Raw genomic sequence first — 26,383 nt, forward strand, 5'->3', positions numbered from 1 at the left:
ATTTCGCGAAGCGCGAAATGGATGCCAGACCGGCGTTGGCATACACCTGCCATGGATGGTTTGCTATCAATTTCTGATTTTCCCCTGCGGTCGCCGGCGTGGGGTACTTACGTTGGCCTCATTCTTGCTCAGACTGGCTACCGGCCCCTTTTGGGGACTCTTTAGCGTTTACCCTGTATATACAGGTATGCTGCGGCTGTCATCATGGCGGCTGGAATGCGGGTGCGACCCGGCCGGGATGGGCTAAGGTACTTTCTTCAAACAGGAGCAGATGATGACTCGATCGGTTGTGAAATGGACGTCGCTGGCAGCGGCAACGGCATGCGTGATGGCCCTGGCCGCCCCGGCCCAGGCGCAGGAAACCAAGATTGTGCTGGGCATGTCCGGCTGGACGGGTTTCGCGCCGCTCACCCTGGCCGACAAGGCGGGCATCTTCAAGAAGAACGGCCTGGATGTGGAGATCAAGATGATCCCGCAGAAGGACCGCCACCTGGCCCTGGCCTCCAAGTCCATCCAGTGCGCTGCCACCACCGTCGAGACGCATGTGGCCTGGAACGCCAACGGCGTGCCCATCGTGCAGATCTTCCAGATGGACAAGTCCTACGGCGCCGACGGCATCGCGGTGCGGGGCGACATCAAGGGCTTTGCCGACTTGAAGGGCAAGACCATCGGCGTGGATGCTCCCGGCACCGCCCCGTACTTCGGCCTGGCCTGGATGCTCAGCAAGAACGGCATGAGCCTCAAGGACGTGAAGACCACCACGCTGTCGCCCCAGGCGGCCGCGCAGGCCTTCGTGGCCGGCCAGAACGATGCCGCCATGACGTACGAGCCCTATCTTTCCACCGTGCGCGACAACCCTGCCGCCGGCAAGATCCTGGCCACCACGCTCGACTACCCCATGGTGATGGACACCGTCGGCTGCGACCCCACCTGGCTCAAGGCCAACGGCAAGGCCGCGCAGGCCCTGGCCAATTCGTACTTCCAGGCGCTCGACATGATCAAGGCCGACCCCACCAAGTCCAACGAGATCATGGGCGCGGCCGTCAAGCAGACGGGCGAGCAGTTCGCCAAGTCGTCGTCCTTCCTGCGCTGGCAGGACAAGGCCGCCAACCAGAAGTTCTTCGCGGGCGAGCTGACCACGTTCATGAAGGATGCCACCGGCATCCTGCTGGAGGCCGGCATCATCCGCAAGGCGCCTGAAGATCTGGCCGCCACCTTCGACGCGAGCTTCATCAAGTAACAACTGAGTTTTCCCGAGCCAAAGAAGAGCGCGCCATGTCTGCAGTGCAACCCCTGTCCGTTACCGAGTCCCACGCTCCCGTGCGCCGGCGCTCGCTGGCTCCCCTGGAGCCCGTGAGCAGCCGTGCCCGCTGGATGCTGGGGCTGGCCTTCTTCGTCGTGTTCGTGGCGGTGTGGGCGTTCTTCACACTGGGCGGCTTCGTGTCGCCCACCTTCCTGGCCAGCCCCATCACCATGGCCAAGGAAGGCTGGCTGCTGTTCACCGAATACGGCTTCATCAAGGACATCGGCATGACCATCTGGCGCGTGGTCGGTGGCTTTGTGCTGGCCGCGGTGATCGCCGTGCCCCTGGGCATCGCCATGGGCGCCTACAAGGGCATCGAGGCGTTCTTCGAGCCCTTTGTCTCGTTCTGCCGCTACCTGCCCGCGTCGGCCTTCATTCCGCTGCTCATCCTGTGGGCCGGCATTGGCGAGACGCAGAAAATCCTGGTCATCTTCATCGGCTCGGTCTTCCAGATCACGCTGATGGTGGCCGTGACCGTGGGGGGCGCCCGGCGCGACCTCGTGGAGGCCGCCTACACGCTGGGCGCCGGCCACAAGGGCATCGTGACGCGCGTGCTCATCCCGGGCGCCGCGCCCGAGATCGCCGAGACCCTGCGCCTGGTGCTGGGCTGGGCCTGGACCTACGTGATCGTGGCCGAGCTGATCGGTTCTTCGAGCGGTATCGGCCACATGATCACCGACAGCCAGTCGCTGCTCAATACCGGCCAGATCATCTTCGGCATCATCATCATCGGCCTCATCGGGCTGGTGTCCGACTTCGCCTTCAAGGCGCTCAACCACCGTCTGTTTGCCTGGAGTTTTGTGCGATGAGCCGCGTATCCATCCAAGCCGTTTCGCGCGTCTTCGAGACCGCCAAGGGCCAGCGCACGCAGGCGCTGCAGCCGGTCGACTTCGAAGTGCAGGACAACGACTTCGTCACCATCCTGGGCCCCTCGGGTTGCGGCAAGTCCACGCTGCTGCGCATCGTCGCGGGGCTGGACCACGCCACCAGCGGCCGCGTGCTGCTCGACGGCGCGCCCGTGGAAGGCCCGGGCGCCGAGCGCGGCATGGTGTTCCAGAGCTACACGCTGTTCCCCTGGCTCACCATCGAGCAGAACATCCGCTTCGGCCTGCGCGAGCGCGGCATGCCCGAAGCCCAGCAGAAGGAACGCGCCGCGTACTTCATCGCCAAGGTGGGCCTGCGCGGCTTCGAGCAGCACTTTCCCAAGCAGCTGTCGGGCGGCATGCAGCAACGCACCGCGATTGCGCGCGCGCTGGCCAACGACCCCAAGATCCTGCTGATGGACGAGCCCTTCGGCGCGCTCGACAACCAGACCCGCGTGCTCATGCAGGAGCTGCTGCTGAGCATCTGGGAGGCCGAGCGCAAGACCGTGCTTTTCGTCACCCACGACATCGACGAGGCCATCTTCATGGCCAACCGCGTGGCCGTGTTCAGCGCGCGGCCCGGCCGCATCAAGACCGAGCTGGCGGTGGACCTGCCGCACCCGCGCCATTACACGATCAAGACCAGCCCCGAGTTCATGGACCTCAAGGCGCGCCTGACGGAAGAGATCCGCGCCGAATCCATGGCGGCCGATCTGCACTGAACGCCTTCGTCCCATGAGCGCCCGTCCTTCCCGCCGTCCCGCAGCAGCTGCCCCGCGCAGCGCGCCGCTTGCCGCTCCGGCCAGGGCGGTGGCGGCCGTGGCGGCGCCCGCGCAGGCGATGGCGCTGTACGAGCAGATCAAGGACCATATCTCGCGCAAGATCCAGGAAGGCATCTGGCGCGCGGGCGACCGCCTGCCGTCCGAGAACGAGCTGGTCACCCAGTTCGGCATCTCGCGCATGACGGTGAACCGCGCGCTGCGCGAACTGGTGGAGCAGGGCCGCATCGTGCGCGTGGCCGGCGTGGGCAGCTTCGTGGCGGAAGACAAGCCACAGTCCACGTTGCTGCAGATCGCCAACCTCGCGAGCGAAATCCGCCAGCGGGGGCACGACTACCGCTGCGACGTGCTGGCCGTGGAGCGCATCTCGGCCACGCTCGAAGTGGCGGCAGCGCTGGACCTGCGCACGGGGGAGTCGGTGTTCCACTCGCTGTGCGTCCACCGCGAGGACGGCCTGCCCGTGCAGCTGGAAGACCGCCACGTGAATCCGCGCCAGGTGCCCCAGTTCGCCGCGCAGGACTTCACGCTGCTGCAGCCCTCCGAATACCTGGTGCGCAACGTGCCGTTCGACCAGATCGAGCACGTGGTCGATGCCGTCATGCCCACCGCCGAGCAGGCCACGCTGCTGGAGATGTCGCCGCAGGAGCCCTGCCTGCTGCTCACCCGCCGCACCTGGTCGCGCGGGATTCCCATCACCGTGGTGCGTTGTTTGCACCCCGCTACCCGCTACCGCCTGGGCAGCCGCTTTAGAGCCGACGGCAACCCGGTCGCTGGTTGAACGCTTGCCTGAAGAGCACGATTTTTTCCGCTTGTACCTACTTGTATATACAGGATCAACGCCATGACAAAAACCACCGCTTCCTCCCTGATCTTGCACCCCGGCCGGGTCACGCTGGCTGAATTGCGCAGCATCCACGCCGCGCCCGTGCAGCTGTCGCTGGACCCGTCCGCGCGTGCCCTCATGCAGGCGTCGCTGGCCACGGTGCAGCGCATCGTGGACGAAGACCAGGTGGTCTACGGCATCAACACCGGCTTCGGCAAGCTCGCCAGCACCAAGATCGCCCACGAGCGCCTCGCCGAGCTGCAGCGCAACCTGGTGCTGTCGCACAGCGTGGGCACGGGCGATGCGCTGCCCGATCCCGTGGTGCGCCTCATCCTGGCCACCAAGGCCATCAGCCTGGCGCGTGGGCATTCGGGCATCCGTCCCGAGATCGTGGATGCGCTGCTGGCCATGGCCAACGCCAACGTGCTGCCCGTGATTCCGGCCAAGGGTTCGGTGGGCGCGTCGGGCGACCTGGCGCCGCTGGCCCACCTGGCCTGCGTGTTGATCGGCGAAGGGCAGGCCAAGGTCGATGGCGCGGTGGTGTCTGGGGCCGAGGCCATGCGCTCCATCGGCCTTGCGCCGTTCGTGCTGGGCCCCAAGGAAGGGCTGGCGCTGCTCAACGGCACGCAGGTATCCACCTCGCTCGCGCTGGCGGGGCTGTTCGGCGCGGAGAGCGTTTTCGCCGCCGCGCTGGTCGCAGGCTGCCTGTCGCTCGAGGCCATCAAGGGCTCGGTCAAGCCGTTTGACGCACGCATCCACGAGGCGCGCGGCCAGGCGGGGCAGATCGCCGTGGCGGCCGCCGTGCGCGCATTGCTGGATGGCAGCGCCATCGACCCTTCACATCCCCACTGCGGCCGCGTGCAGGACCCGTACTCCATCCGCTGCGTGCCGCAGGTGATGGGCGCGTGCCTCGATAACCTGCACCACGCCGCGCGCGTGCTGGCCATCGAGGCGAACGCCGCGTCCGACAACCCCCTGGTATTCGACAACGGCGACGTGATCTCGGGCGGCAACTTCCACGCTGAGCCCGTGGCCTTCGTGGCGGACATCATCGCGCTGGCCGTGGCCGAGATCGGGGCCATCTCCGAGCGCCGACTGTCGCTGCTGCTCGACCCCGGCCTGTCGGGCCTGCCGGCCTTCCTGATCCGCGACAGCGGCGTGAACTCGGGCTTCATGATCGCCCAGGTCACCGCCGCCGCGCTGGCGGCCGAGAACCAGTGCCTGGCCAACCCCAGCAGCGTGACCAGCCTGCCCACGTCGGCCAACCAGGAAGACCACGTTTCCATGGCCACCTACGGCGCACGCCGCCTGGGCGACATGGTGCGCAATGCGGCGGTGATGGTGGGCATCGAGGCCATGGCCGCCGCGCAGGGCATGGAGTTCGACCGCAGCCTGAAATCTTCTGTGCTCATCGAAGACCAGTTCGCTGCCATCCGCCAGCGCGTGGCCTACCTGGAGCAAGACCGCTTCCTGGCCACCGACATCGAATCCATGCGCGAATGGGCCTCGGAGACGCCATGGCCCGCGCCGCTGCTGCAGTGCCTGCCCAGCCATTCCTGATTTTTTCCTTTCTTTCTCTCTTTGCCACGCCACCCATTCACAGGAGCCCACCATGAACGCCAACGACGCCATCATTGCAGCCGCTTCCAACACCGATCCCCGCCACGACGCCAGCCGCGTGATCCGCGCGCCGCGCGGCAGCCAGCTCACCTGCAAGAGCTGGCTCACCGAAGCCGCCTACCGCATGATCCAGAACAACCTGGACGCCGAAGTCGCCGAGCGCCCGCAGGACCTGGTGGTGTACGGCGGCATCGGCCGCGCCGCGCGCAACTGGGAGTGCTATGACCAGATCCTCGCCTCGCTCAAGGACCTGAACGACGACGAAACCCTGCTCATCCAGTCCGGCAAGCCGGTGGGCGTGTTCAAGACCCATGCCAACGCACCCCGCGTGCTGCTGGCCAACTCCAACCTGGTCCCCAAGTGGGCCAACTGGGAGCACTTCAGCGAGCTGGACCAGAAGGGCCTGTTCATGTACGGCCAGATGACCGCCGGCAGCTGGATCTACATCGGCACGCAAGGCATCGTGCAGGGCACGTACGAGACCTTTGCCGAAGCCGGCCGCAAGCACTATGGCGGCTCGCTCGAGGGCAAGTGGATCCTGACCGCGGGCCTGGGCGGCATGGGCGGCGCGCAGCCGCTGGCCGCCACCTTCGCGGGCGCGGTGTCGCTCAACATCGAATGCCAGCAAAGCAGCATCGACTTTCGCCTGCGCACGCGCTATGTGGACAAGCAGGCGCGCGACATCGACCACGCCATCGAGCTCATTCAGCAGCACACGGCGGCCGGGGAGGCCATCTCCATCGCTCTGCTGGGCAATGCGGCCGACGTGCTGCCTGAACTGGTGAAGCGCGCCCAGGCGGGTGGGTTGAAGCCCGACCTCGTCACCGACCAGACCTCCGCCCACGACCTCGTCAACGGCTACTTGCCCGCAGGTTGGACGGTGGCCCAGTGGCGCGTCGCGCAGCAGGATGTGACGCAGCACGAGGTGCTGAAGAAGGCCGCTGCCAAGTCCTGCGCCGTGCATGTGCAGGCCATGCTCGACTTCCAGCACATGGGCATCCCGGTGGTGGACTACGGCAACAACATTCGCCAGGTGGCGTTTGACGAAGGCGTGAAGGACGCCTTCGACTTTCCCGGCTTTGTGCCCGCCTATATCCGCCCCCTGTTCTGCGAAGGCAAGGGCCCGTTCCGCTGGGTGGCGCTGTCGGGTGACCCGGAAGACATCCGCAAGACCGACGCCAAGATCAAGGAGCTGTTCCCTGAGAACAAGCACGTGCACCGCTGGCTCGACATGGCGGGCGAGCGCATCGCCTTCCAGGGCCTGCCCGCGCGCATCTGCTGGCTGGGCCTGGGCGAGCGCCACATCGCGGGCCTGGCCTTCAACGAGATGGTGAAGAGCGGTGAGCTGAAGGCGCCCATCGTGATCGGCCGTGACCACCTCGATACCGGCAGCGTGGCCAGTCCCAACCGCGAGACCGAAGGCATGAAGGATGGCACGGACGCCGTGAGCGACTGGCCGCTGCTTAACGCCTTGCTCAATACCTCGGGCGGCGCCACCTGGGTCAGCCTGCACCACGGCGGCGGCGTGGGCATGGGCTACTCGCAGCACTCGGGCATGGTCATCGTGGCCGATGGCACCGATGCGGCGGCCGAGCGCCTGGCGCGCGTGCTGGTCAATGACTGCGGCAGCGGCGTGATGCGCCATGCCGACGCAGGCTACGAACTGGCCGTGGAAACGGCGAAGAAGCAGGGCCTGAAGCTGCCCATGGTGAAGTGAAACAGCGTCGGCAAGGAGGTGTGACAGGGATGTGAAAAAAGGGAACGGCATTCCCATTCGGTGGGAATGTTGGGTTTGAATGCCGCTGCAATCCTTTGATACTGAGTCCATGCCCACCCGTGGACCGACCTCCGTTGCCGCCGCCGACCGTGTTCTGCACGTGCTGGCGGTGCTGGCGCAGCATGGCCAACCCATGTCGGCCGCCGAGCTGATGGAGGCCACGGGCCTGGCGCGCAGCACGCTGTACCGGCAGCTCGCGCGGCTCAAGCTGTGGGGCTTCGTGCTGGAGAGCAGCGGGCACTACGCGCCCGGGCCGCTGAGCCTGCAACTGGCCCTGGGCTTTGACATGGCGTCGCACCTGGTGCACCACGCACGGCCGGACATGCAGGCCCTGGCCCGGCAGTCCCACGAAAGCGTGGGGCTGGTGGTGGCCGTCAACGACAGCGTGGTATGCCTGGACATGGTGGACAGCACGCAGGCCCTGCGCTGCTCGTTCGAAAAGGGGCGCAGCGTGCCGCTGCGCGCCGGCGCCTCCGCCAAGTGCCTGCTGGCCCATGTGGCCCCGGCCACGCGCAATGCCATTCTGGACCTGCACTACGGCGCGGGCACCCCCGAGCGCCAGGCGGCGCTGGCCGAGCTGGAAGGCATTGCCAAGGCGGGCTACGCCGTCAGCTCCGGCGAGGTGGATGCCGGTGTCTGGGGTGTCAGCGTGCCCGTGTTCGGCTCTCCCCGGCAGGCCGCGGGGGCCATCACCCTGATGGCCCCGATCTTGCGAGCCCAGGGGCAGGAGGCCGCGCTCACCGGCATGGCCGTCATCGCCGCCGCGCGCATCTCCCGCCAGCTCACTTCTCCCTGATTTCCCTCACCCCTCCCCAGGAGCTTTCCCCATGAACCTTCGTCGCAACCTTCTTCTGGCCAGCCTGGCCGCCGCCGCCTTTTGCACCACGGGTGCGCAGGCCCAGGACAACGTCCTGCGTGTGGGCACCGATGCCACGTTCCCGCCCATGGAGTTCGTCGAGAATGGCAAACGTACGGGCTTTGACGTCGAGCTGGTGGAAGCGATCGCCAAGGCCATGGGCAAGCAGGTCGAATGGGTGGACATCGACTTCAAGGGCCTGATTCCCGGCCTGATCTCCAAGCGCTTCGACATGGCGGTATCGGCCATCTACATCACCGACGAGCGCAAGAAGGTGGTGGACTTCACCGACTCCTACTACGCCGGCGGCCTGGTGGTGATGGTGAAGGCCGACAACAAGACCATCCACAAGCTGGCCGACCTGGACGGCAAGAAAGTCAGCGTGCAGGTGGGCACCAAGTCGGTGGCATACCTGACCGAAAAATTCCCCAAGGTGCAGCGCGTCGAGGTCGAGAAGAACCAGGAGATGTTCAACCTGGTGGACATCGGCCGGGCCGATGCCGCCGTGACCGGCAAGCCCGCCGCGTTCCAGTACGTGCGCACCCGCCCGGGTCTGCGTGTGCTCGATGAGCAGCTCACCACCGAGGAATACGGCATGGCCCTGCGCAAGGACACGCCCGAGCTGACGAAGGCCGTCAACGGCGCCATCACCAGGCTCAAGGCCGACGGTACCTATGCGGCCATCGTCAAGAAGTGGTTCAGCAACAGCGCTGCCAAGTAAGCCACGGACCGTTGCCGGACTGAACCATGGAACTCGATTTTTCTCCTGTCTGGGCCGGGCTGCCCCAGTTGCTGGCGGGCGCGCTGGTCACCGTGGAAATCACGGCCGCCTCGCTGCTGCTGGGCTGCGTCATGGGCCTGCTGGTGGGCATTGGCCGCCTGAACCCCAGGCGCCGCGTGGTCTACGCCCTGTGCACCGCCTACGTGGCCGCGATCCGCGGCACGCCGCTGCTGGTGCAGCTGTTCATCCTGTTCTTTGGCCTGCCGCAGTTCGGCATCCTGCTGCCTGCTTTCGTGTGTGGCGTGATCGGCCTGGGCATCTACTCGGGCGCCTATGTGTCCGAGGTGGTGCGCGGCGCCATCCAGTCCATCGACAAGGGGCAGATGGAGGCGGCGCGCTCCATCGGCATGTCCTCGGGCCTGGCCATGCGCACCGTGGTGCTGCCGCAGGCGGTGGTGCGCATGATTCCTCCGCTGGGCAATGAGTTCATCGCGCTGATCAAGAACTCGGCGCTGGTGTCGCTGCTCACCATCCACGACCTGATGCACGAGGGGCAGAAGATCATCAGCGTGTCGTACCGTTCGCTGGAGGTGTACCTGGCGATCGCGGTGGTGTATTTCATTCTGACCGGGGCCACCACGCTGGTGCTGCGCCGCATGGAACTGCGCCTGCGCGCCGGAGGGATGGTGCAATGAAGACAACGTCTGCAGTGACCGGCGCGAACCCGGCTTCCGAGCCCATCGTGCGCATTCGCAGCCTGCGCAAGTCGTTTGGCAGCCATGTGGTGCTCAGTGGCATCGACTTCGACGTGTTCCCATCGCAGGTTGTGGTGGTCATCGGGCCCAGCGGCTCGGGCAAGAGCACCTTCCTGCGCTGCTGCAACGGCCTGGAGCAGCCCGAGGGCGGCACGGTCGAGATCTGCGGCCGCACGCTGGTGCAGGACGGCCGCATGCTGCCCGACCATGACCTCAACGCGCTGCGCGAGGAGGTCGGCATGGTGTTCCAGTCGTTCAACCTGTTCCCGCACCTGTCGGTGCTCGACAACGTGACGCTGGGCCCACGCAAGCTGCGCGGCCTCTCGCGCAAGGAGGCCGACGAGCGTGCCCAGGCCCTGCTGGCCAAGGTGGGGCTGGCGCACAAGGCGTCGGCCATGCCCGCCAGCCTGTCCGGCGGGCAAAAGCAGCGTGTGGCCATTGCCCGTGCACTGGCCATGGAGCCGCGCGTGATGCTGTTCGACGAACCCACCTCGGCGCTCGATCCGGAGCTGGTGGGCGAGGTGCTGCAGGTCATGAAGCTGCTGGCCAGCGAAGGCATGACCATGATGGTCGTCACCCACGAGATGGACTTCGCGCGCGAGGTGGGCGACGTGGTCGTCGTCATGGACGGCGGTGGCATCATCGAGGCCGGCGCCCCCGCCACCATCTTCACCAACCCCACGCAGGAGCGCACGCGCTCCTTCCTGCAGGCCGTGCTCACCCGCGCCTGAGGCGCTGCGCGGCGCTGTGCACGGTTGCCGTCAACCCCAGAGGAGGAAACCCCGATGTCCCCGCTTTCACCCGTGATGCAGCAGCGCCTGCAAGAGCGCCTGACCCAGGACGACATTGCCCGCTTCGACCGCGACGGCGCGCTGTGCATCAAGCAGTTGCTCACGCCCGGGGAGGTGGCGTTGCTGCGCGAAGGCATCGACGCCAACCTGGCCGCGCCCAGCCCGCGCGCCAAGGTGGCCAGCCGCCCCGACGACCCGGGCCGTTTCTTCGAGGACTTCTGCAACTGGCAGGACATCCCGCAGTTCGGCCGTTTCGTGCGCGAGACGCCGCTGGCCCTGGCCGCGCAGCGCCTCATGCGGTCGCGCACCGTGCGGCTGTACCACGACCATGTGCTGGTGAAGGAGCCCGGCACGCGCCAGCGCACTCCGTGGCATCAGGACCAGCCGTACTACAACATCGAAGGCCTGCAGAACATCAGCATGTGGATTCCGGTCGATCCGGTGTCGCGCGCGGCCACGCTTGAATTCGTGGCCGGTTCGCACAAGGGGCCCTGGCTCATGCCGCGCACCTTCATGGACAACCAGGCCAAGTGGTTCCCTGAAGGCAGCCTGCAGGACCTGCCCGATGTCGAGGCCCGCCGCGAGGCTTTCCCCATCGTCGGCTGGGAGATCGAGCCCGGCGATGTGGTGTGCTTTCACATGCTCACCCTGCACGCCGCGGGCGGGGTGGAGGGCGTGAACCGCCGGCGCGTGTTTTCGGTGCGCTTTCTGGGCGACGACATCCGCCACGCCCCCCGGCCCTGGAAGACCTCGCCCGAGTTTGCGGGCCTGACCGACGTGCTGCCCGCCGGAGCCGAGATGGACCACCCGCTGTTTCCGCTGCTGGTGGCCGAAGCGGTGCAGGCCGGGGAGGGTGCGCGATGAGCGGGGCACCGATGGGGATGCCAGTCTTCTTTGACCTTGCCGCCACCCCCGCCACGCCCTGGAAGAATGGCGGCGGCAGCACGCAGGAACTCGCCTGCTGGCCGCCGGGAGCGGACATGAACGCCTTCGAGTGGCGGGTCAGCCTGGCCACGGTCGACCGGCCCGGCCCGTTCTCGGTCTTTCCGGGCATCGACCGCCAGATCATGCTGCTGGGAGGCGACGGCCTGCACCTGCGCGGCCCGGGCTGGGAGCACGGGCTGGACCAGCGCTGGCAGCCGTTCGCCTTCCCGGGGGACGACGCCGTGGATGGCGCCATGCTGGGCGGCACCTCGAAGGACTTCAACCTCATGCTGCGCCGGGGCGCCTGGCACGGCGCCCTGCAGGTGGCAGGCGAGGCGCGGGCGCCCGCGGGCGTGCACGCCGGCCTGTGCATGGTGCTGCAGGGTGGCTGGCGATGGGTGCCGGGAGAGCAGGGCGGCGAGCCCCGCGTGCTGCACGCAGGGCAGGGCTTCTGGTGGGTGCAGGAGGGTGCTGCCTTGCAGGGGCGCCTGGAGCCCGCCCATGGCGGCAGTGCGGCGGATGCGCCGGCGCTGGCCTGGATCGCGCTGGAGCGTGGTTCCAGCACAGAACTTTGATAAAAATGGCCTCTGGCGCTTGCTGAATAAGCGCTGGAAGCTATTGTTTGCATAGCAATTGATACCATGAACCTTCCGGCAGACAAGCAGATGCAACAGGCGCGGCCCGGTGGCCCTGCCGGCGAGAGCGCCGAGGGCGTGTGGGTGAATCTGAAGCCCGTGGCCGGACTCGTGGCGGCCGATGTGCCCGTGCCCGAGGGCGAACCCACCTGCGTGGTGGTGCAGGACGGCCGCATGGCCTGGATCGGGCCCGAGGCGCACCTGCCGCCGGCCTTCCATCCCCTGCGCCGCTGGGATGGGCAGGGCGCGCTGGCCACGCCCGGTCTCGTAGACTGCCACACCCACCTGGTCTACGGCGGCCAGCGCGCCAACGAGTTCGCGATGCGGCTGGCGGGTGCCACGTACGAAGAAGTGGCCAGGGCGGGTGGCGGCATCGTGTCGTCGGTGAAGGCCACGCGCGGGGCGTCGGAAGACGAGCTCTTTGCCCTGGCCGCTCCGCGCCTCTCGGCCCTGCTGGACGAGGGCGTGTGCGCCATCGAGATCAAGTCCGGCTATGGGCTGGCCCTCGCGCACGAGCGCAAGCAGCTGCGCGTGGCCCGCCGCCTGGGCGAGGCATTCGGCGTGACGGTGCGCACCACCTTTCTGGGCGCGCACGCGCTGCCGCCCGAATACGCAGGGCGCAGCCAGGACTACACCGACCTCGTCTGCAACGAGATGCTGCCCGCGCTGGCGGCAGAAGGCCTGGTGGATGCGGTGGATGTGTTCTGCGAACGCATCGCCTTCACGCTGGCCGAGACCGAGCAGGTGTTCCAGGCCGCGCAAAGGCTGGGCATCCCGGTCAAGCTGCATGCCGAGCAGCTCTCGGACATGGGCGGCGCGGCCCTGGCCGCGCGCTACGGCGCGCTGTCGTGCGACCACATCGAACACCTGTCGCAGGACGGCATCGCCGCCATGAAGGTCGCGGGCACCGTGGCCGTGCTGCTGCCGGGTGCCTACTACACGCTGCGCGACACGCACCTGCCGCCCATTGCGCAGCTGCGCGAGGCCGGCGTGCCCATGGCGGTGTCCACCGACCACAACCCCGGCACCTCGCCCGCGCTCAGCCTGCTGCTCATGGCCAACATGGCGTGCACGCTGTTCCGCCTGACGGTGCCCGAGGCCCTGGCCGGCATCACCACACACGCCGCGCGCGCGCTGGGCTTGCAAGATTCCCACGGCCTGATCGCATCAGGCAGGCCGGCCAATTTTGTGCTGTGGCCGCTGGGCGAGGCGGCCGAGCTGGCCTATTGGTACGGCCACAAGCCCGCTTGCACCGTCGTGCGGCAGGGGCAGGTGGTGGCCGATGGCATGGGCATCCAAACACAGCAGGGGGCCCGCCATGGCGCTTGACGCTTCACACAGCCTTTTTGCGGCCGATGCGCTGCTGCCCACCGGCTGGGCGCGCAATGTGCTGGTGCAGTGGGATGGGGCAGGGCGCATCACCGGCGTGGCCGCCGATGCTGCGGTGCCAGCAGGCACGCCGGTGGCTGCTGGCCCGGTGATCCCCGGCATGCCCAACCTGCATTCGCACGCCTTCCAGCGCGCGTTTGCCGGGCTCACCGAGTACCGGGCAGAAAGCCAGGACAGCTTCTGGAGCTGGCGCAACCTCATGTACCGCTTTGCCGCCCGCATCACGCCCGAATCGCTGGAGGCCATCGCCACCTGGCTGTATGTGGAGATGCTGGAGGCGGGCTACACCTCGGTGTGCGAGTTCCACTACGTGCACCACGACCAGGGTGGCACACCCTATGCCGACGACGCCACGCTGTCGCTGGCCCTGCTGCGCGCCGCCCGCAACGCGGGCATGGGCATCACGCTGCTGCCGGTGCTCTACCAGACCAGCGGCTTTGGCGCCAAGCCACCACGGGCCGACCAGGCGCGCTTCATCCGCAGCACCGGCAATATGCTCTCTTTGTTGGAGCGCCTGGCGCCCGCTGCACGGGCGCAGGGGGCCGTTCTGGGCCTGGCCCCGCACTCGCTGCGTGCCGTGCCGCCCGAGAGCCTGACCGCCGCCGTGCAGGGCCTCGCCGCCCTCGATCCCCACGCACCCATCCACATCCACATCGCCGAGCAGACGCAGGAGGTGGACGACTGCATCGCCTGGAGCGGCCAGCGCCCCGTGCGGTGGCTGCTCGACCACGCCCCGGTGGACGAACGCTGGTGCCTGGTGCACGCCACCCACATGACGCCCGATGAATACGCCGGCGCCGCGCGCAGCCGCGCCGTCGCTGGCATCTGCCCCACCACCGAAGCCAACCTGGGCGACGGCATCTTCGACATGCCGCTGTGGCTGCAGCAGGGTGGGCGCTGGGGCGTGGGCTCGGACAGCCATGCCTGTGTGAATGCGGCCGAAGAGCTGTTGATGCTGGAGTACAGCCAGCGCCTGTCACGCCGGCAGCGCAATGTGCTGGCCTCCGCCGCGCAGCCCGAGGTCGCAACCGCCATGACCTTGCAGGCCGTGGCTGGCGGGGCGCAGGCTGCGGGGCGGGCCGTTGGCGGCATCGCGGTGGGCCAGCAGGCCGACATGGTGGCGCTGGACGCGCAGCATGTGGCGCTGCGCGATCTGCCTGCGCACAGCATGCTCTCGGCCCATGTGTTTGGCAGCCACCGGACCTCGGCCATCGGCAGCCTCTGGGTGGCGGGCGTACGCCGCGTGTCCGGAGGCCGGCATGTACTCCACGAATCGGCGGCCCGGGCCTTTGTGGCAGCCCGGTCGGCCACCATCGCGCCGGATTGAGGCTGTCTTTGTTTTATTTCTGAACCCACCATGACCGATACCGCACCACCTCCGTTTGTCTTTCACCAAGGCACCCAGCCGCTGCTGATCTCCATGCCCCACGCGGGAACCTACGTGCCGCCCGCGCTGGCCGCGCGGTTTACCGAAGAGGCCCGCCAGGTGCCCGATACCGACTGGCACATGGACCGGCTGTACGGTTTTGCGCGCGACATGGGCGCTTCCATCCTGGTGGCCACGCACTCGCGCTACGTGGTGGACCTGAACCGTCCGCCCGACGGCGCGAGCCTCTACCCCGGCCAGAGCGTCACCGGCCTGTGCCCGGTCGATACCTTTGACGACACGCCCATCTACGCCCAGGGCGATGTGCCGGGCGAAGCCGAAGTCGCCGCGCGCCGCGATGCCGTCTGGGCGCCGTACCACGCGCAACTGCGCGCCGAGCTCGATCGCATCCACGCCCGGCATGGCGTGGCCGTGCTGTGGGACGCGCATTCGATCCGCTCGGTGCTCCCGCGCTTCTTCGAAGGCAAGCTGCCGGACCTGAACCTGGGCACGGCCAACGGCGAAAGTTGCGATCCCGCACTGGCCCGGGAGCTGCTGGCCATCGCGGAGGCTGCGGGCGGCTACACGGCGGTGCTCAACGGCCGCTTCAAGGGGGGGCACATCACGCGCCACTATGGCCAGCCGGGGCAGGGCGTGCATGCCGTGCAGCTGGAGATGACGCAGTGCAGCTACATGCAGGAATCCTTGCCGTTCGACTACCTGCCCGACGTGGCGCAGCGCGTGCAGCCGCACCTCGAACGCATGCTGCGGGCCGCGCTGGCATTCGCGCACGCGCGCCAGGCTCCGCGCTGATCCACGGGTCCGCAGGGCCCCCAACGGTGCGGCGGTGTGCCCCTCTGCTCGAATTCTTGTAGCGGCATGGGCCAGGGTGGCGGGGGTTCGGTGCTAGTATGGCTGCAGCGATGGTTCGGAATCGCCCGGCGGGCGCCCCCTGTTTTCACCACCCTGTGCCCGGTCAGCCAATGCGGAAGGAGCCGCACCCCCTCATGGATCCAGCGGCCTACTACTACATGCCCCTTTTCAAGCCCGGAGCCTCCGTGCAATGGGGACAGCAGCGCGAGACGGTCAGCCACGTGGTGGTGCGCCGCAACGCGATGATGATCTACCTGGTGGGGCACGATGCGCCGGTGCACCCCGATGCCCTTCGGGTGGAGCCCACGGCCTTCCACCTCACGCGCGTTCCCGACCGGTTCTGACGCGGCGCCCGGCGCGCCGCCACCGTGGGCTGACGAACCTCAGCGTGCGCCGAACTGCGCCATCGCCTCGCCCAGCTGGATGGGCCGGGCGGGCGCCCACTGCGGGTTGAACTGCAGCGGGCCCTGGGGAAACAGCATCACCACGGTCGAACCCAGCAGGAAGCGCCCCATTTCCTCGCCCTGCCGCAGGCTCACCTGTCCCTGGGCATAGTCCCATTGGCGCGGCGTGCCCGGACGCGGTGGATTCACCTGCCCATGCCATACCGTGGCCATGCTGCCGACGATGGTGGCCCCCACCAGCACCAGCACGAACGGCCCCTGCGCCGATTCAAAGAAGCACACCACACGCTCGTTGCGGGCAAACAGCCCGGGCACGCCGCGCGCCGTGGTGGGGTTCACCGAAAACAGGTCGCCCGGCACATGCACCATGCGCGTGAGCTCGCCCGCGCAGGGCATGTGGATGCGGTGGTAGTCGCGCGGGCTCAGGTACAGCGTGGCGAAGTGGCCGTTGTCAAACCGCGCCGCGGCGGCGGCATCGCCGCCCACCAGCGCGGTGGTGGAGTAGGTGTGGCCCTTGGCCTGGAAGATCTGGTCCTTGGCGATGGGGCCGAACTGGCTGATGGCTCCGTCCACGGGGCAGACCAGATCGGCCTGCGCCAGCGGGCGGGCACCAGGCTTCAACGCACGCGTGAAGAAGTCGTTGAACGATGCGTAGCTGGCGATGTCAGGGTTGGCCGCCTCGGCCATGTTGACGTTGTAGCGGGCCACGAAGCGGCGGATCACCGAGGTCGTGAGGCCACCCAGCCGGGCCGACGCAAATTTGCCGGCCAGGGTGGTCAGGGCCTGCTTGGGCATGAGGTATTGCGGCAGGACTGCCAGGCGATCAGACACGGGTGGGGCCCCTTCAGGAGGAAAGCGGATGATTCTATCGGCGCGGGCTGCCGCCACCGGGGCTTCATACCCCCAGGTACTGCTCCAGCAGCTGCGGCTGCGCATGCAGGGCGTCGGAGCTGCCCTCGAACACCACCTGGCCCTTGACCAGGATGACGTTGCGGTCGGTGATCTGCGTGACGTGTTTCCAGTTCTTGTCCACGATCACGCTGCTGATGCCGCTGTCCTTGATGAGGCTGCAGATGCGCCAGATCTCGCGCGCGATGAGCGGCGCCAGGCCTTCCGTGGCCTCGTCGAGAATGAGCACGTCGGGGTTGGTCATGAGCGCCCGGCCGATGGTCAGCATCTGCTGCTCGCCGCCGCTGAGCTGCTGGCCGCCGTGGCCCAGGCGCTCCTTCAGGCGCGGGAAGGTCTCCAGCACGCGTTCGTAGGTCCAGTCCCGCTGGCCCCGGGTTCCCGCGCGCGCGGCCATCTGCAGGTTCTCGACCACGCTGAGGTTGCCGAAGATGCCGCGCCCCTCGGGCACGTAGGCCACGCCCAGGCGCGACACTTCGAAGGGCGGGCGGCCGGTCATGTCGCGGCCCGCGACGGTCACCGAGCCGGAGCGGGGCTTGACCAGGCCCATCAGCGACTTGAGCAGCGTGCTCTTGCCCATGCCGTTGCGGCCCATGAGGCCGATGGTCTCGCCCTGGCCGACGGTGAAGTCCACGCCGTGCAGGATGTGGCTGGGACCATAGAAGGTGTGGATGCCGCGCGCATCAATCCAGGGAGTCGCCATGTCAGTGATCCTCCCCCAGGTAGGCGGCTTGCACCGTGGCATCGGCGCGCACCTCGGGGGGCGTTCCGTGGGCGATGACTTCGCCGTTGACCATCACGGTAAGGTGGTCGGCCAGCGCGAACACGGCATCCATGTCGTGCTCCACCAGCATGATGGCGTGGGCGGGCTTGAGGCGCTGCAGCAGCTCGACCATGCGTTCGGCCTCGGCCACGCCCATGCCGGCCAGGGGCTCGTCGAGCAGCAGCACCCGCGGTTCGGTGGCCAGGGTCATCGCGATTTCGAGCTGGCGCTGCTCGCCGTGGCTCATGGCGCCTGCAATCGCCATGCGCCTGTCCTTCAAGCCAGAAAGCTCGATGGCGCTTTCCAGGCGTGCGTGGGTAGCTTTGTTTTTGATAGTGTTGGCGCGCGTGTCCTGCCACCAGCGCAGCGGATTCCAGGGCTGCTGCGCATCGCGCGACTGGGCGGCCAGGCGCACGTTTTCGTGCACCGTGAGCGGCAAGAAGATGTTGGTCTTCTGGTAGCTGCGGCCCAGGCCCTGGCGCGAGATGCGCTCGGGGGCCCACCCGGTCACCTCGGTGCCGCCAAGCTGCACCATCCCGGAGGTGGGCGCCAGGTCGCCCGAGAGCAGGTTGGTCAGCGTGGACTTGCCCGCGCCGTTGGGGCCGATCACGGCATGGATGCGGCCACGCCACAGGTCCAGCGACACTCCGTTGACGGCGGCCAGGCCGCCGAACCGCTTGGTGAGCTGGCGGGCCGAGAGCAGGGTTTCATCGGCCATGGTGCGGACCCTCCTCCTGCGCCCTGGCGGCCCGGCGCTGCCCCAGCATGCCCAGCAGCCCGCGCGGCGCGGCCACCACCACCAGCACGATGAAGCTGCCCATCAGCAGCTGCCAGTGCTTGGTGATGTCCTTGAACACGTGCAGCAGGTACTCGAACGCGAAGGCGCCCACGATGGCGCCCGCGAAGTTGCCCATGCCGCCCAGGATGATCATCATGATGGCGTGGGCACTCATGTGAAAGCCCATCAGCTCCGGGTTCACATAGCCCGTCTGCGCGCCCCACAGGTAGCCCGCCAGCCCCGCGAGCGCACCCGCCACGGTGAAGGCGGTGAGCTTGTAGCCGCGCGTGCCAAAGCCCATGGCGCGCATGCGGTGCTCGTTGATGCGGATGCCCGAAAGCGCGCGGCCCAGCGGACTCCAGAGCAGGCGGCGCAGCAGCGCATAGACGATGACCACCAGGGCGAGGGTGAAGTAGTAGAAGGTCTTGCGGCCTTCCAGGTCGAACGGCAGCCAGCCGAAGATGGAGGCGTCGGGCCGGAAGTTGATGTACAGGCCATCCGAGCCGCCCAGGACCTTGTTGTCGAAGAACAGATAGAACACCATCTGCGCGAACGCCATGGTGACCATGATGAAGTAGATGCCGTGCGTGCGCACCACGAAAAAGCCGATGAACAGCGCCACCAGCCCCGCGCCGGCCACGGCCAGCGGCAGCGACCACCACAGGCTCACCGGCATGTCGGCGGGCGTGAGGAACGCGAGCGCGTAGCCCGCCACGCCAAAGTAGGCGGCATGGCCCAGCGAGACCAGGCCGGTCACGCCCTGCAGCAGGTCCAGGCTCATGGCGAAGATTGCCATGATCATCATGCGCGTGACCATCTGCACGTAGAAGTCGCTGCCGACGACCGGGAACAGCAGCAGCGCAGCCAGCCCCAGTGCCAGGGCGAGTTGCACGCTGTGCGGCAGCACCTCGATGTTGGCGCGGGGCGTGCTCATGCGCTGCCGCCGGGCCGCCCCGGGGCGGGCAGCGAAATACACGAAGTGATGAACGTGGGGGGCATCATTGCTTGAAAAGACCTTCAGGTTTCCACAGCAGCACGGCCGCCATCAGCATATAGACCAGCATCCCGGCCATGGAGGGCAAGAGCACCTTGCCGAACGTATCGACAAAGCCCATCAGCAGCGCCGCGATGAGTGCGCCGCGCACGGAACCGATGCCGCCGATCACCACCACCACGAAGCACATGATGAGCACCGAGGAGCCCATGTTGGGATAGACGCTGGACACCGGCGCGGCCACCATGCCCGCGACGGCGGCCAGCCCCACGCCGAGGGCGAACACGATGGCATGGATGAGCTTGATGTTCACGCCCAGCGATTCGGCCATGTCGCGGTTGAACGCGCCGGCGCGGATCTTCATGCCCAGCCGGGTCCTGGAGATCAGCAGGTACAGGGCCAGCGCCAGCGCGATGCAGACCCCGGAAATGAAGAGCCGGTACACGGGGTAGGAAAGGGTGTCGGTGAGCGGGATGGACCATTCCAGCACCGGCGGAATCGCCACGCCATGCACGTCGTCGCCCCAGAGGATGGAGCGCAGTTCCTCGAAGATGTAGATGAGGCCGAAGGTGAGCAGCACCTGGTCCAGGTGGTCGCGGTGGTAGAAGTGGCGAAACAGCAGCCACTCCAGGGCCAGGCCAAAGACCACGGCCAGCACCGTGCCGCCAAGGATGGCGAGCGTGAGGCTGCCGAAGTAGCCCGACAGCGAATAGCCCAGGTAGGCCCCCAGCATGTAGAAGCTTCCGTGCGCGAGGTTCACCACGCCCATGATCCCGAAGATCAAGGTGAGGCCCGCCGCCAGCATGAACAGCAGCAGCCCGTACTGCACGCTGTTGAGCAGCTGGATCAGGAAAGTGGCGAAGTCCATGGCGTGCCGGCGCAAGGGTCAGGCGGCGCGGCGCGTGGCCAGCAGGAGCGTGCCCATCAACGTGAACAGGCCGCCCGAGACGCGGTTGAACCAGCGCATGCGGGTGCCTGAACGCAGCACCGGTGCCAGGCGCGCCACGCCCAGGGCGCACAGCGTGAGCACCGTGAATTCAAAGGCCACAAAGGTGCTTGCCAGCACGGCGAACTGTGGCGCCCACGCCGCTGCCGGATCCAGAAACTGGGGAAAGAACGCGGTGAAGAACAGCAACGCCTTGGGGTTGCTGCCGCCCACGATCAACCCCTGGACGTAGAGCTTGCGCGCGAAGGCCGTGGCCTTGGACTGGTCGCCCTTCGCGGGCATGTGGTCGAACACCGTGGTCTGGCTGCGGAACGTCTTGATGCCAAGCCAGATCAGGTAGGCCGCGCCCGCGGCCTTGAGCACCCAGAATGCGGTTTCGGAGGCCGCCAGCAGCGCCCCCAGCCCCAGGGCGGACAGCAGCATCGTGCCCAGAACCGCTGTCACGCTGCCTGCCGCCGCGGCCAGGGCCTTGCGCGGGCCGTGCTGCAGGGAACTGGTCATGCACATGAGCATCGTCGGTCCGGGGGACAGGACCAGCAGGGCCACTGCGGCGAGGTAAAGCAGGTAGGTACTGAGCGACATGGAAAGAGGTTCGAGGAAGGTGGCCGCAAAGTCCGGGCGCACGGCAGACGGGCCTGCCTCCGGGCAGCCCCTTGGTGCATTGTGTCAAAGTCGCGGGTTGCCGCCACGGAAGGCGGGGCGCGCCTTGGGCGGGCCGTCCGCGGCGCGCGGGGGCTTCAGCCCATTCGGCATCCTGCGCCGCTGTCGGCCAGGGCCTTGGCGGCCACGCCGATCACCTTGTTTTCCTTGTTCTCCACGCGGCGCAGGTAGATGTCCTGCACCGGGTTGTGCGACTTGCTCATCGTCCACTTGCCGCGCGGGCTGTCGATGGTGGCGTTTTCCATGGCCTTGATGACGGCGGGCTTGGCAGACAGATCACCCTTCACGGCATTGGCGCCCTGCACCAGCAGCAGGCCCGTGTCGTAGCCCTGCACCGCGTAGACGTCGGGCTGGCTGCGGAACGCCTTGGCGTATTCCAGGCGGAACTGCTTGTTGCGCGGCGTGTCCAGCGAATCGCTGTAGTGCATGGTGGTGATGATGCCGTCGGCCGCAGGGCCCGCGGCGTCCAGCACGCCTTCGGTCAGGAAGCCCGACCCGTACAGCGGAATCTTGTCCTTGAGGCCTGCCGCCGCGTAGTCCCGGATGAACTTGGCGGCGCCCCCGCCGGCGAAGAAACAGGCCACGGCATCGGGCTTGAGCGCGGCGATCTCGGTCAGCAGCGCCTGGAACTCCACATTGGGGAAGGGCAGGCCCAGCTCCTTGACGATGGTGCCGCCCGCGGCGGTGTAGCTTTGCTTGAAGCCTTCGAAGGCCTCGTCGCCGGCCGCGTACTTCCAGGTGATCCACACGGCCTTCTTGTGGCCCTTCTCGACCATGGCCTTGCCCAGGGCCAGCGTGGGCTGGGAATTGCTGAAGGAGGTTCGGAACACGTTGGGTGCGCACAGGGCGCGCGTGGCGGCATGCACGCCCGCGTTGGGGATGAGGTTGAGCACGCCGGTGTCGCGCGCCACCTTCTGGATGCCCATCTGCACGCCCGAGTGCACGGTGCCGATCAGCACGTCCACCTTGTCGCGCTGCACCAGCTTGCTGGCGTTTTCGACGCCCTTGCTGGGCTCGGACTCATCATCCACCTTGAACCACTCAATCTCGCGCCCGCCGAGCTTGCCGCCTTGCTGGTCGATGGCCAGGCGCACGCCGTTCTCTATGGCCACCCCCAATTGGGCGAAGGTGCCGGTGTAGGGCAGCATGAAACCCACCCGTACCTTGCCGCTTTGCGCACGCACGATGGAGGGCAGCAACAGGCCCGTGGATGCGGCGCCAACGAGGGCGGCGCTGCGGCTGATGACGAGGCGGCGGGTGGTCATGGAATGGAGCTCCTTTGTTTAGGCTTAAAGCAATTTACCCCAACGTCCCCTGCAGGAAACCTATGGCTTACCCGTACCGGGGACACAGCGATGGGGGCTTGGTGGGGCGCCCCGGGATCGCCTGGCATGAAGGCGGCAAAATAGGGGTTGTCCAGAACCTCCTTTCGAACGCCCGCGCCTCATGCCCCTCGTGACGGCGAGGGACTCCGCCCTGAAGCGGTTGCGTTGCCGCGAACCGCTGCTGCTGCTCCATGCCCCCATCCGACTCCGATCATTCCGTGTCTTCTTCTGCCGCCATGGAGGGGGCAGACGCATCTGCGTATGTCCGGACCCTGCGCTGGCTTCGCAATTTCTGGCCTGCGCCGCTGGGCATCGACGGGCGTGAACGCCTGCGCTTTATCGCCGGTGCCGTGATCGGGGTTCTCATCACGGCATTGCTCAGCCGGTGGTGGGCGGGCGATGCGGCCTCGGGCCCCTGGATGGTGGCGTCCCTGGGGGCCAGCGCCGTGCTGGTGTTCGGCATGCCGTCGAGTCCCCTGGCGCAGCCGTGGCCGGTGCTGGGCGGCAGCACGCTGTCGGCGCTGGTGGGGGCGTTGTGCTCGGCGGTGGTGCCTGACCCCGTGATATCCGGCGCCCTGGCCGTGGGACTGGCCATTGCGCTCATGGTGCCGCTGCGCTGCCTGCACCCGCCGGGCGGTGCCATGGCCCTGTATGTGGTGCTGACGGCGGGCGATGGCTTGCATCTGGCCGTGTTTCCCATTCTGTTCAATGTCGTGATCCTGCTGATCGCGGCCATGGTCTACAACGGTCTCACCGGGCGCCGGTATCCTCATCCACAGCGGGTGGCGCCCAGAACCCACGTCGCCAAAGGCGCGTTCACCGCCTCTGACGTGGACGCGGCGCTGGCCCACTACAACCAGGTGCTCGATGTCAGCCGGGCCGACCTGGAGGGCCTGCTCCATCTGGCGGGGCGTGCCGCGTTCCAGCGCACGCTGGGAGATGTGCGCTGTGCGGACATCATGTCCAAGCCTCCGTTCGCGGTGGAGGCGGGTGTCTCGCTCAAGGAGGCATGGACGTTGATGCGCAGCGAGCAGATCAAGGCGCTGCCCGTGGTCGATATGCAGCGGCAGGTCATCGGGATCGTGACCGTGGCGGATTTCATGCGGCTCGCCAACCTGGACCTGCATGAAGGCCTGGGCCAGCGCCTGCGTGCGCTGGTCATGGGCCGCAGCGGCCAGCCCACTGCGGTGGACCAGATCATGTCCCACCCGGTTCAGGTGGCCCGGACCGGGCAGCACGCCATGGACCTCGTTCCCCTGTTTTCGCAGGGGGGCCACCACCACATCCCCATCGTGGACGAAGAAGACCGCCTGGCGGGCGTCATCACCCAGACCGATCTGGTGCGGACCCTCGCCGTGGCCGTGCAGGGGCGCGCCGAAGATGGCATGTCTGCACCGCCCCGGGCGCCTCGTGCGCAGGCGGCCCCGGCCGCCCAGGCAAGGCCGTAGGCAGATTGCTGCACATCGCGGTACAATCGACAGGCTTTGCACAGCGCTCTGCCTGTCCATTGACGCCGTCTCCCCCGGCCCTCTGCCTGATCTGCGCCCCGGGTGCAGCGACTCCCACCGCCCGCAATGCACCGTGTGTCGAGCACCGTCCCACGCGGTAGCTGCCGTGGTGGATGCACGAATCAGGCGCCGATCACAGAATATTTGTTTTGAAGAGATAGAACATGGCCAAAGAAGAACTCATTGAAATGCAAGGCTCCGTGACGGAAGTCTTGCCCGACTCGCGCTTTCGCGTCACGCTGGACAACGGTCACCAACTGATCGCATACACCGGCGGAAAGATGCGCAAGCACCACATCCGCATCCTGGCGGGTGACAAGGTATCCCTGGAAATGTCGCCCTATGACCTGACCAAGGGGCGCATCACCTTCCGCCATCTGGCCGGCCGTGGCCCTGGCCCTTCCAGCAACCGCTGATCCCCTGGGCTTGAGGTCCGCTGGTTTTCTTGCTGTTCCCGTGACCGCGCGCTGCTTCGCACGGGGTGTGATACCTGTCGGTGCCGGTCCCCATGAATTGCTTTCAGAAAAATCACAAAAAGCGGGCATCGAGCCAAAAACAGGCAAATTCCCGGGTTAGAATACGAGCTGTCGGAGCGTAGCGCAGCCTGGTAGCGCATCTGCTTTGGGAGCAGAGGGTCGCGAGTTCGAATCCCGCCGCTCCGACCAATGTTTGAAGGCCTTGCAGCACATGCTGCAGGGCCTTTTTTCTTGCCTGCTGGTTTTCCCGGTTCCTGGTTGCGGTTCCACGCGGCTGCCGCGGCGGCATCGGATTTCCGTACCATCGGGGCTCGCGAGCTGCCATCCGCACCCCCGTCACCGCTCGCCGCCCCTTCGCCTGCAATGCAATGAACCGCGTGCCTTCCCCTTTACCCGCTTCGTTTTTCCATTCGTCGCCGCGCTATGACAGCGTCGATGCCCTGCGCGGCTTGGCGATGGTGTGGATGACGGTGTTTCATTTTTGCTTTGACCTGAGCCATCTGGGTTTCTGGCCCCAGGATTTCCGGGGCGATCCGGTCTGGACCCTGCAGCGCACGGCGATCGTGAGCCTGTTCCTGTTCTGTGCCGGCCTGGGGCAGGCCATTGCACTGCAGCAGGGGCAGGGGTGGCGACGGTTTGGGCGGCGATGGCTGCAGATCGCCGGTTGCGCGCTGCTGGTGTCCGCGGGGTCGTTCGTGATGTTCCCGCGCAGCTTTATCTATTTTGGCGTGCTCCACGGCATGGCGGTGATGCTGCTCATCGCCAGAGGCACGGCGGGCTGGGGGCGGTGGCTGTGGCTGGCAGGGCTGGTGGCGGTGGCGCTTCCGCCGCTGGCGCAGCAGCTTCTGGCCAGCGCATGGTCCGAGGCCGCGCCGTGGTTCAACGGACGTGCCCTCAACTGGCTGGGCCTGGTTTCTCGCAAGCCGTTCACGGAGGACTACGTGCCGGTGCTGCCCTGGCTGGGCGTGCTGTGGTGGGGGCTGGCCGCTGGCCAATGGGCCATGGCGGCGGGGGCGCGGGCCGGGGGGGCGCCGTTTGGGCGGCTTCCGGGGGCTTTTCAGCCCCTGGCACTGCTGGGCCGGTGGAGCCTGAGCTACTACATGCTGCACCAGCCCGTGATGATCGGACTGCTGATGGCCGTGGCCTGGATCACGACGAAGGGCTAGCTAGCGCGCGGGGAGCAGGGGGGCGCTGATGCATGCGCTGCATGCGGCATCGACAGAAACGCGGCTGTGCCACCATGAAAAAACGCGGCCTGGGCCGCGTTCGTTTCGGGCGGGCATCGCAGCAATGCGATGCGGCGGGACCCGTTACTCGACCTTGGCCTTCGCGCGCAGGTCTTCCTGGAACTTCGCCAGCTTTTGCTGTTGCAGCTGCTGTGCCACCTGGGGCTTCACTTCTTCCAGCTTGGGCAGTTCTGCCTGGCGCACATCGTCCAGGCGGATGACGTGCCAGCCGAACTGGCTCTTCACGGGGGCGTCGGTCATCTTGCCCTTTTCGAGCTTGACCAGGGCTTCGGTGAATTCACTCACATAGCTGGAAGGGTTGGCCCAATCCAGGTCGCCGCCCTTGGCACCGGACCCTGGGTCCTTGGATTGCTTCTTGGCGATGTCTTCAAACTTGGCGCCCTTCTTGATGGAAGCGATGATGGCCTTGGCATCCGATTCCTTTTCCACCAGGATGTGGCTGGCCTTGTATTCCTTGCCGCTGTTGGCCGCGACGAACTTGTCGTACTCAGCCTGGATTTCGGCATCGGTCACCGGGTTCTTCTTCTGGTAGTCGGCGAACAGTTCGCGGATCAGGATGGTCTGGCGGGCCAGATCCATTTGCGCCTTGTAGTCCGCCGAGCCTTCCAGGCCGCGCTTTTGCGCTTCCTGCATGAAGATTTCGCGGGTGATGACTTCTTCCTTGATCTGGCCTTCGATGTCCGGTGTCACGGGGCGGCCCGAGCGCTCCACTTGCTGCTTGAGTGCCTCGACGCGCTCTTTCGGCACGGCCTTGCCGTTGACGATGGCGACATTCTGGGCGGAAACGGGCAGGGCCATCGTGCCCAGCACGGCGGCGGCCACGAGGCCGGACAGGAGCTGTTTCTTCATGCGGAATCCAAAAAATGAGAGGTTGTTTGCCAGCTGAGTTCCGGCAACTGGG

Annotated in this window: 27 protein-coding genes and 1 tRNA gene; 20 read left to right on the forward strand and 8 right to left on the reverse strand. The window is 67.1% G+C overall.

Features of this window, described 5'->3' with window-relative positions; translation table 11 throughout:
* Positions 1–274 precede the first annotated feature (274 nt).
* From AC1RVY_RS01035 to AC1RVY_RS01110, 16 genes are all read left to right on the forward strand, one after another.
* Positions 275–1,240, forward strand: coding sequence for an ABC transporter substrate-binding protein (locus AC1RVY_RS01035; RefSeq protein ID WP_218294729.1), 966 nt, complete (start codon positions 275–277; stop codon positions 1,238–1,240).
* 35 nt (positions 1,241–1,275) lie between these two features.
* Positions 1,276–2,112, forward strand: a complete 837-nt coding sequence (locus tag AC1RVY_RS01040) for an ABC transporter permease (RefSeq protein WP_492245387.1) — start codon at positions 1,276–1,278, stop codon at positions 2,110–2,112.
* Positions 2,109–2,888: an ABC transporter ATP-binding protein gene (locus AC1RVY_RS01045; RefSeq protein WP_218294731.1), complete on the forward strand. Its 780-nt coding sequence runs from the start codon at positions 2,109–2,111 to the stop codon at positions 2,886–2,888. The genes AC1RVY_RS01040 and AC1RVY_RS01045 overlap by 4 nt, the downstream gene beginning before the upstream one ends.
* Before the next feature lie 13 nt (positions 2,889–2,901).
* Positions 2,902–3,723 (forward strand): histidine utilization transcriptional repressor HutC, encoded by an 822-nt coding sequence (hutC, locus tag AC1RVY_RS01050; protein ID WP_218294732.1) that lies wholly within the window; start codon positions 2,902–2,904, stop codon positions 3,721–3,723.
* A gap of 63 nt (positions 3,724–3,786) precedes the next feature.
* Entirely contained in the window at positions 3,787–5,328 is a 1,542-nt protein-coding gene (gene hutH, locus AC1RVY_RS01055) for a histidine ammonia-lyase (RefSeq protein WP_492804933.1), read from the forward strand.
* A 52-nt stretch (positions 5,329–5,380) separates the two neighbouring features.
* Positions 5,381–7,105, forward strand: coding sequence for a urocanate hydratase (gene hutU, locus AC1RVY_RS01060; protein WP_492804934.1), 1,725 nt, complete (start codon positions 5,381–5,383; stop codon positions 7,103–7,105).
* Positions 7,106–7,214: 109 nt separating this feature from the next.
* The gene (locus tag AC1RVY_RS01065) at positions 7,215–7,961 is read left to right on the forward strand and encodes an IclR family transcriptional regulator (RefSeq protein ID WP_369642648.1); all 747 of its coding nucleotides are present in this window, start codon (positions 7,215–7,217) and stop codon (positions 7,959–7,961) included.
* Positions 7,962–7,992: 31 nt separating this feature from the next.
* Positions 7,993–8,742 (forward strand): transporter substrate-binding domain-containing protein, encoded by a 750-nt coding sequence (locus tag AC1RVY_RS01070; RefSeq protein ID WP_218341087.1) that lies wholly within the window; start codon positions 7,993–7,995, stop codon positions 8,740–8,742.
* Positions 8,743–8,768: 26 nt separating this feature from the next.
* The gene (locus AC1RVY_RS01075) at positions 8,769–9,437 is read left to right on the forward strand and encodes an amino acid ABC transporter permease (protein ID WP_218341088.1); all 669 of its coding nucleotides are present in this window, start codon (positions 8,769–8,771) and stop codon (positions 9,435–9,437) included.
* On the forward strand, positions 9,434–10,228 hold the full coding sequence (locus AC1RVY_RS01080) for an amino acid ABC transporter ATP-binding protein (RefSeq protein WP_255591477.1): 795 nt from the start codon (positions 9,434–9,436) through the stop codon (positions 10,226–10,228). Before AC1RVY_RS01075 ends, AC1RVY_RS01080 begins: the two co-directional genes overlap by 4 nt.
* A gap of 54 nt (positions 10,229–10,282) precedes the next feature.
* Entirely contained in the window at positions 10,283–11,152 is an 870-nt protein-coding gene (locus AC1RVY_RS01085; protein WP_492245383.1) for a phytanoyl-CoA dioxygenase family protein, read from the forward strand.
* 17 nt (positions 11,153–11,169) lie between these two features.
* Positions 11,170–11,787 (forward strand): HutD/Ves family protein, encoded by a 618-nt coding sequence (locus AC1RVY_RS01090; protein WP_492804937.1) that lies wholly within the window; start codon positions 11,170–11,172, stop codon positions 11,785–11,787.
* Positions 11,788–11,877: 90 nt separating this feature from the next.
* The gene (gene hutI / locus AC1RVY_RS01095; protein WP_492805366.1) at positions 11,878–13,176 is read left to right on the forward strand and encodes an imidazolonepropionase; all 1,299 of its coding nucleotides are present in this window, start codon (positions 11,878–11,880) and stop codon (positions 13,174–13,176) included.
* A complete protein-coding gene (locus AC1RVY_RS01100) occupies positions 13,166–14,563 on the forward strand; it encodes a formimidoylglutamate deiminase (RefSeq protein WP_492804938.1) in 1,398 nt (465 codons plus the stop codon). The genes hutI and AC1RVY_RS01100 overlap by 11 nt, the downstream gene beginning before the upstream one ends.
* 30 nt (positions 14,564–14,593) lie before the next feature.
* The gene (hutG, locus tag AC1RVY_RS01105) at positions 14,594–15,415 is read left to right on the forward strand and encodes an N-formylglutamate deformylase (RefSeq protein WP_369642644.1); all 822 of its coding nucleotides are present in this window, start codon (positions 14,594–14,596) and stop codon (positions 15,413–15,415) included.
* A gap of 194 nt (positions 15,416–15,609) precedes the next feature.
* Positions 15,610–15,819, forward strand: coding sequence for a hypothetical protein (locus AC1RVY_RS01110; RefSeq protein ID WP_218294742.1), 210 nt, complete (start codon positions 15,610–15,612; stop codon positions 15,817–15,819).
* Positions 15,820–15,858: 39 nt separating this feature from the next.
* Here the strand turns inward: AC1RVY_RS01110 and asd are convergent, their stop codons facing one another.
* The 7 genes from asd to AC1RVY_RS01145 form a co-directional block, all read right to left on the reverse strand.
* Complete coding sequence (gene asd, locus AC1RVY_RS01115) at positions 15,859–16,710, reverse strand: archaetidylserine decarboxylase (RefSeq protein ID WP_218294743.1); 852 nt, start codon at positions 16,708–16,710, stop codon at positions 15,859–15,861.
* Between the two features lie 64 nt (positions 16,711–16,774).
* Positions 16,775–17,488, reverse strand: coding sequence for an ABC transporter ATP-binding protein (locus tag AC1RVY_RS01120; protein ID WP_369642642.1), 714 nt, complete (start codon positions 17,486–17,488; stop codon positions 16,775–16,777).
* 1 nt (position 17,489) lies between these two features.
* Complete coding sequence (locus AC1RVY_RS01125; protein WP_492804940.1) at positions 17,490–18,266, reverse strand: ABC transporter ATP-binding protein; 777 nt, start codon at positions 18,264–18,266, stop codon at positions 17,490–17,492.
* The gene (locus AC1RVY_RS01130; RefSeq protein WP_492804941.1) at positions 18,256–19,260 is read right to left on the reverse strand and encodes a branched-chain amino acid ABC transporter permease; all 1,005 of its coding nucleotides are present in this window, start codon (positions 19,258–19,260) and stop codon (positions 18,256–18,258) included. Before AC1RVY_RS01130 ends, AC1RVY_RS01125 begins: the two co-directional genes overlap by 11 nt.
* Before the next feature lie 64 nt (positions 19,261–19,324).
* Positions 19,325–20,188: a branched-chain amino acid ABC transporter permease gene (locus tag AC1RVY_RS01135; protein WP_492804942.1), complete on the reverse strand. Its 864-nt coding sequence runs from the start codon at positions 20,186–20,188 to the stop codon at positions 19,325–19,327.
* 18 nt (positions 20,189–20,206) lie between these two features.
* Complete coding sequence (locus tag AC1RVY_RS01140; protein WP_218294748.1) at positions 20,207–20,848, reverse strand: LysE family translocator; 642 nt, start codon at positions 20,846–20,848, stop codon at positions 20,207–20,209.
* 155 nt (positions 20,849–21,003) lie between these two features.
* Positions 21,004–22,191 (reverse strand): ABC transporter substrate-binding protein, encoded by a 1,188-nt coding sequence (locus tag AC1RVY_RS01145; RefSeq protein ID WP_218294749.1) that lies wholly within the window; start codon positions 22,189–22,191, stop codon positions 21,004–21,006.
* Between the two features lie 251 nt (positions 22,192–22,442).
* On the opposite strand from AC1RVY_RS01145, the gene AC1RVY_RS01150 reads away from it, so the two are divergent.
* From AC1RVY_RS01150 to AC1RVY_RS01165, 4 genes are all read left to right on the forward strand, one after another.
* Positions 22,443–23,699, forward strand: a complete 1,257-nt coding sequence (locus AC1RVY_RS01150; RefSeq protein ID WP_218341097.1) for an HPP family protein — start codon at positions 22,443–22,445, stop codon at positions 23,697–23,699.
* Between the two features lie 224 nt (positions 23,700–23,923).
* Positions 23,924–24,175, forward strand: a complete 252-nt coding sequence (infA, locus tag AC1RVY_RS01155) for a translation initiation factor IF-1 (protein ID WP_218294751.1) — start codon at positions 23,924–23,926, stop codon at positions 24,173–24,175.
* A 172-nt stretch (positions 24,176–24,347) separates the two neighbouring features.
* Positions 24,348–24,424, forward strand: a tRNA-Pro gene (locus AC1RVY_RS01160).
* Between the two features lie 179 nt (positions 24,425–24,603).
* Complete coding sequence (locus AC1RVY_RS01165; protein WP_218341098.1) at positions 24,604–25,401, forward strand: acetyltransferase domain-containing protein; 798 nt, start codon at positions 24,604–24,606, stop codon at positions 25,399–25,401.
* A 144-nt stretch (positions 25,402–25,545) separates the two neighbouring features.
* Here AC1RVY_RS01165 and AC1RVY_RS01170 read toward each other — a convergent pair whose 3' ends face one another.
* Positions 25,546–26,331 (reverse strand): foldase protein PrsA, encoded by a 786-nt coding sequence (locus tag AC1RVY_RS01170; protein WP_218294753.1) that lies wholly within the window; start codon positions 26,329–26,331, stop codon positions 25,546–25,548.
* Positions 26,332–26,383 lie beyond the last annotated feature (52 nt).

Source organism: Acidovorax sp. GW821-FHT11A03 (assembly GCF_058809075.1).

Bases quoted from the DNA above. Each gene is read 5' to 3' on its own strand.
- AC1RVY_RS01070 (WP_218341087.1), top strand. From the start codon at position 7,993: ATGAACCTTCGTCGCAACCTTCTTCTGGCCAGCCTGGCCGCCGCCGCC.
- infA (WP_218294751.1), top strand. From the start codon at position 23,924: ATGGCCAAAGAAGAACTCATTGAAATGCAAGGCTCCGTGACGGAAGTC.
- AC1RVY_RS01035 (WP_218294729.1), top strand. From the start codon at position 275: ATGACTCGATCGGTTGTGAAATGGACGTCGCTGGCAGCGGCAACGGCA.
- AC1RVY_RS01085 (WP_492245383.1), top strand. From the start codon at position 10,283: ATGTCCCCGCTTTCACCCGTGATGCAGCAGCGCCTGCAAGAGCGCCTG.
- AC1RVY_RS01165 (WP_218341098.1), top strand. From the start codon at position 24,604: ATGAACCGCGTGCCTTCCCCTTTACCCGCTTCGTTTTTCCATTCGTCG.
- AC1RVY_RS01145 (WP_218294749.1), bottom strand. From the start codon at position 22,191: ATGACCACCCGCCGCCTCGTCATCAGCCGCAGCGCCGCCCTCGTTGGC.
- AC1RVY_RS01090 (WP_492804937.1), top strand. From the start codon at position 11,170: ATGCCAGTCTTCTTTGACCTTGCCGCCACCCCCGCCACGCCCTGGAAG.
- AC1RVY_RS01080 (WP_255591477.1), top strand. From the start codon at position 9,434: ATGAAGACAACGTCTGCAGTGACCGGCGCGAACCCGGCTTCCGAGCCC.
- hutU (WP_492804934.1), top strand. From the start codon at position 5,381: ATGAACGCCAACGACGCCATCATTGCAGCCGCTTCCAACACCGATCCC.
- AC1RVY_RS01045 (WP_218294731.1), top strand. From the start codon at position 2,109: ATGAGCCGCGTATCCATCCAAGCCGTTTCGCGCGTCTTCGAGACCGCC.
- AC1RVY_RS01140 (WP_218294748.1), bottom strand. From the start codon at position 20,848: ATGTCGCTCAGTACCTACCTGCTTTACCTCGCCGCAGTGGCCCTGCTG.
- AC1RVY_RS01135 (WP_492804942.1), bottom strand. From the start codon at position 20,188: ATGGACTTCGCCACTTTCCTGATCCAGCTGCTCAACAGCGTGCAGTAC.
- hutI (WP_492805366.1), top strand. From the start codon at position 11,878: ATGCAACAGGCGCGGCCCGGTGGCCCTGCCGGCGAGAGCGCCGAGGGC.
- AC1RVY_RS01170 (WP_218294753.1), bottom strand. From the start codon at position 26,331: ATGAAGAAACAGCTCCTGTCCGGCCTCGTGGCCGCCGCCGTGCTGGGC.
- AC1RVY_RS01100 (WP_492804938.1), top strand. From the start codon at position 13,166: ATGGCGCTTGACGCTTCACACAGCCTTTTTGCGGCCGATGCGCTGCTG.
- hutG (WP_369642644.1), top strand. From the start codon at position 14,594: ATGACCGATACCGCACCACCTCCGTTTGTCTTTCACCAAGGCACCCAG.
- AC1RVY_RS01125 (WP_492804940.1), bottom strand. From the start codon at position 18,266: ATGGCCGATGAAACCCTGCTCTCGGCCCGCCAGCTCACCAAGCGGTTC.
- AC1RVY_RS01130 (WP_492804941.1), bottom strand. From the start codon at position 19,260: ATGAGCACGCCCCGCGCCAACATCGAGGTGCTGCCGCACAGCGTGCAA.
- hutH (WP_492804933.1), top strand. From the start codon at position 3,787: ATGACAAAAACCACCGCTTCCTCCCTGATCTTGCACCCCGGCCGGGTC.
- AC1RVY_RS01110 (WP_218294742.1), top strand. From the start codon at position 15,610: ATGGATCCAGCGGCCTACTACTACATGCCCCTTTTCAAGCCCGGAGCC.
- AC1RVY_RS01075 (WP_218341088.1), top strand. From the start codon at position 8,769: ATGGAACTCGATTTTTCTCCTGTCTGGGCCGGGCTGCCCCAGTTGCTG.
- hutC (WP_218294732.1), top strand. From the start codon at position 2,902: ATGAGCGCCCGTCCTTCCCGCCGTCCCGCAGCAGCTGCCCCGCGCAGC.
- AC1RVY_RS01040 (WP_492245387.1), top strand. From the start codon at position 1,276: ATGTCTGCAGTGCAACCCCTGTCCGTTACCGAGTCCCACGCTCCCGTG.
- AC1RVY_RS01150 (WP_218341097.1), top strand. From the start codon at position 22,443: ATGCCCCCATCCGACTCCGATCATTCCGTGTCTTCTTCTGCCGCCATG.
- AC1RVY_RS01120 (WP_369642642.1), bottom strand. From the start codon at position 17,488: ATGGCGACTCCCTGGATTGATGCGCGCGGCATCCACACCTTCTATGGT.
- AC1RVY_RS01065 (WP_369642648.1), top strand. From the start codon at position 7,215: ATGCCCACCCGTGGACCGACCTCCGTTGCCGCCGCCGACCGTGTTCTG.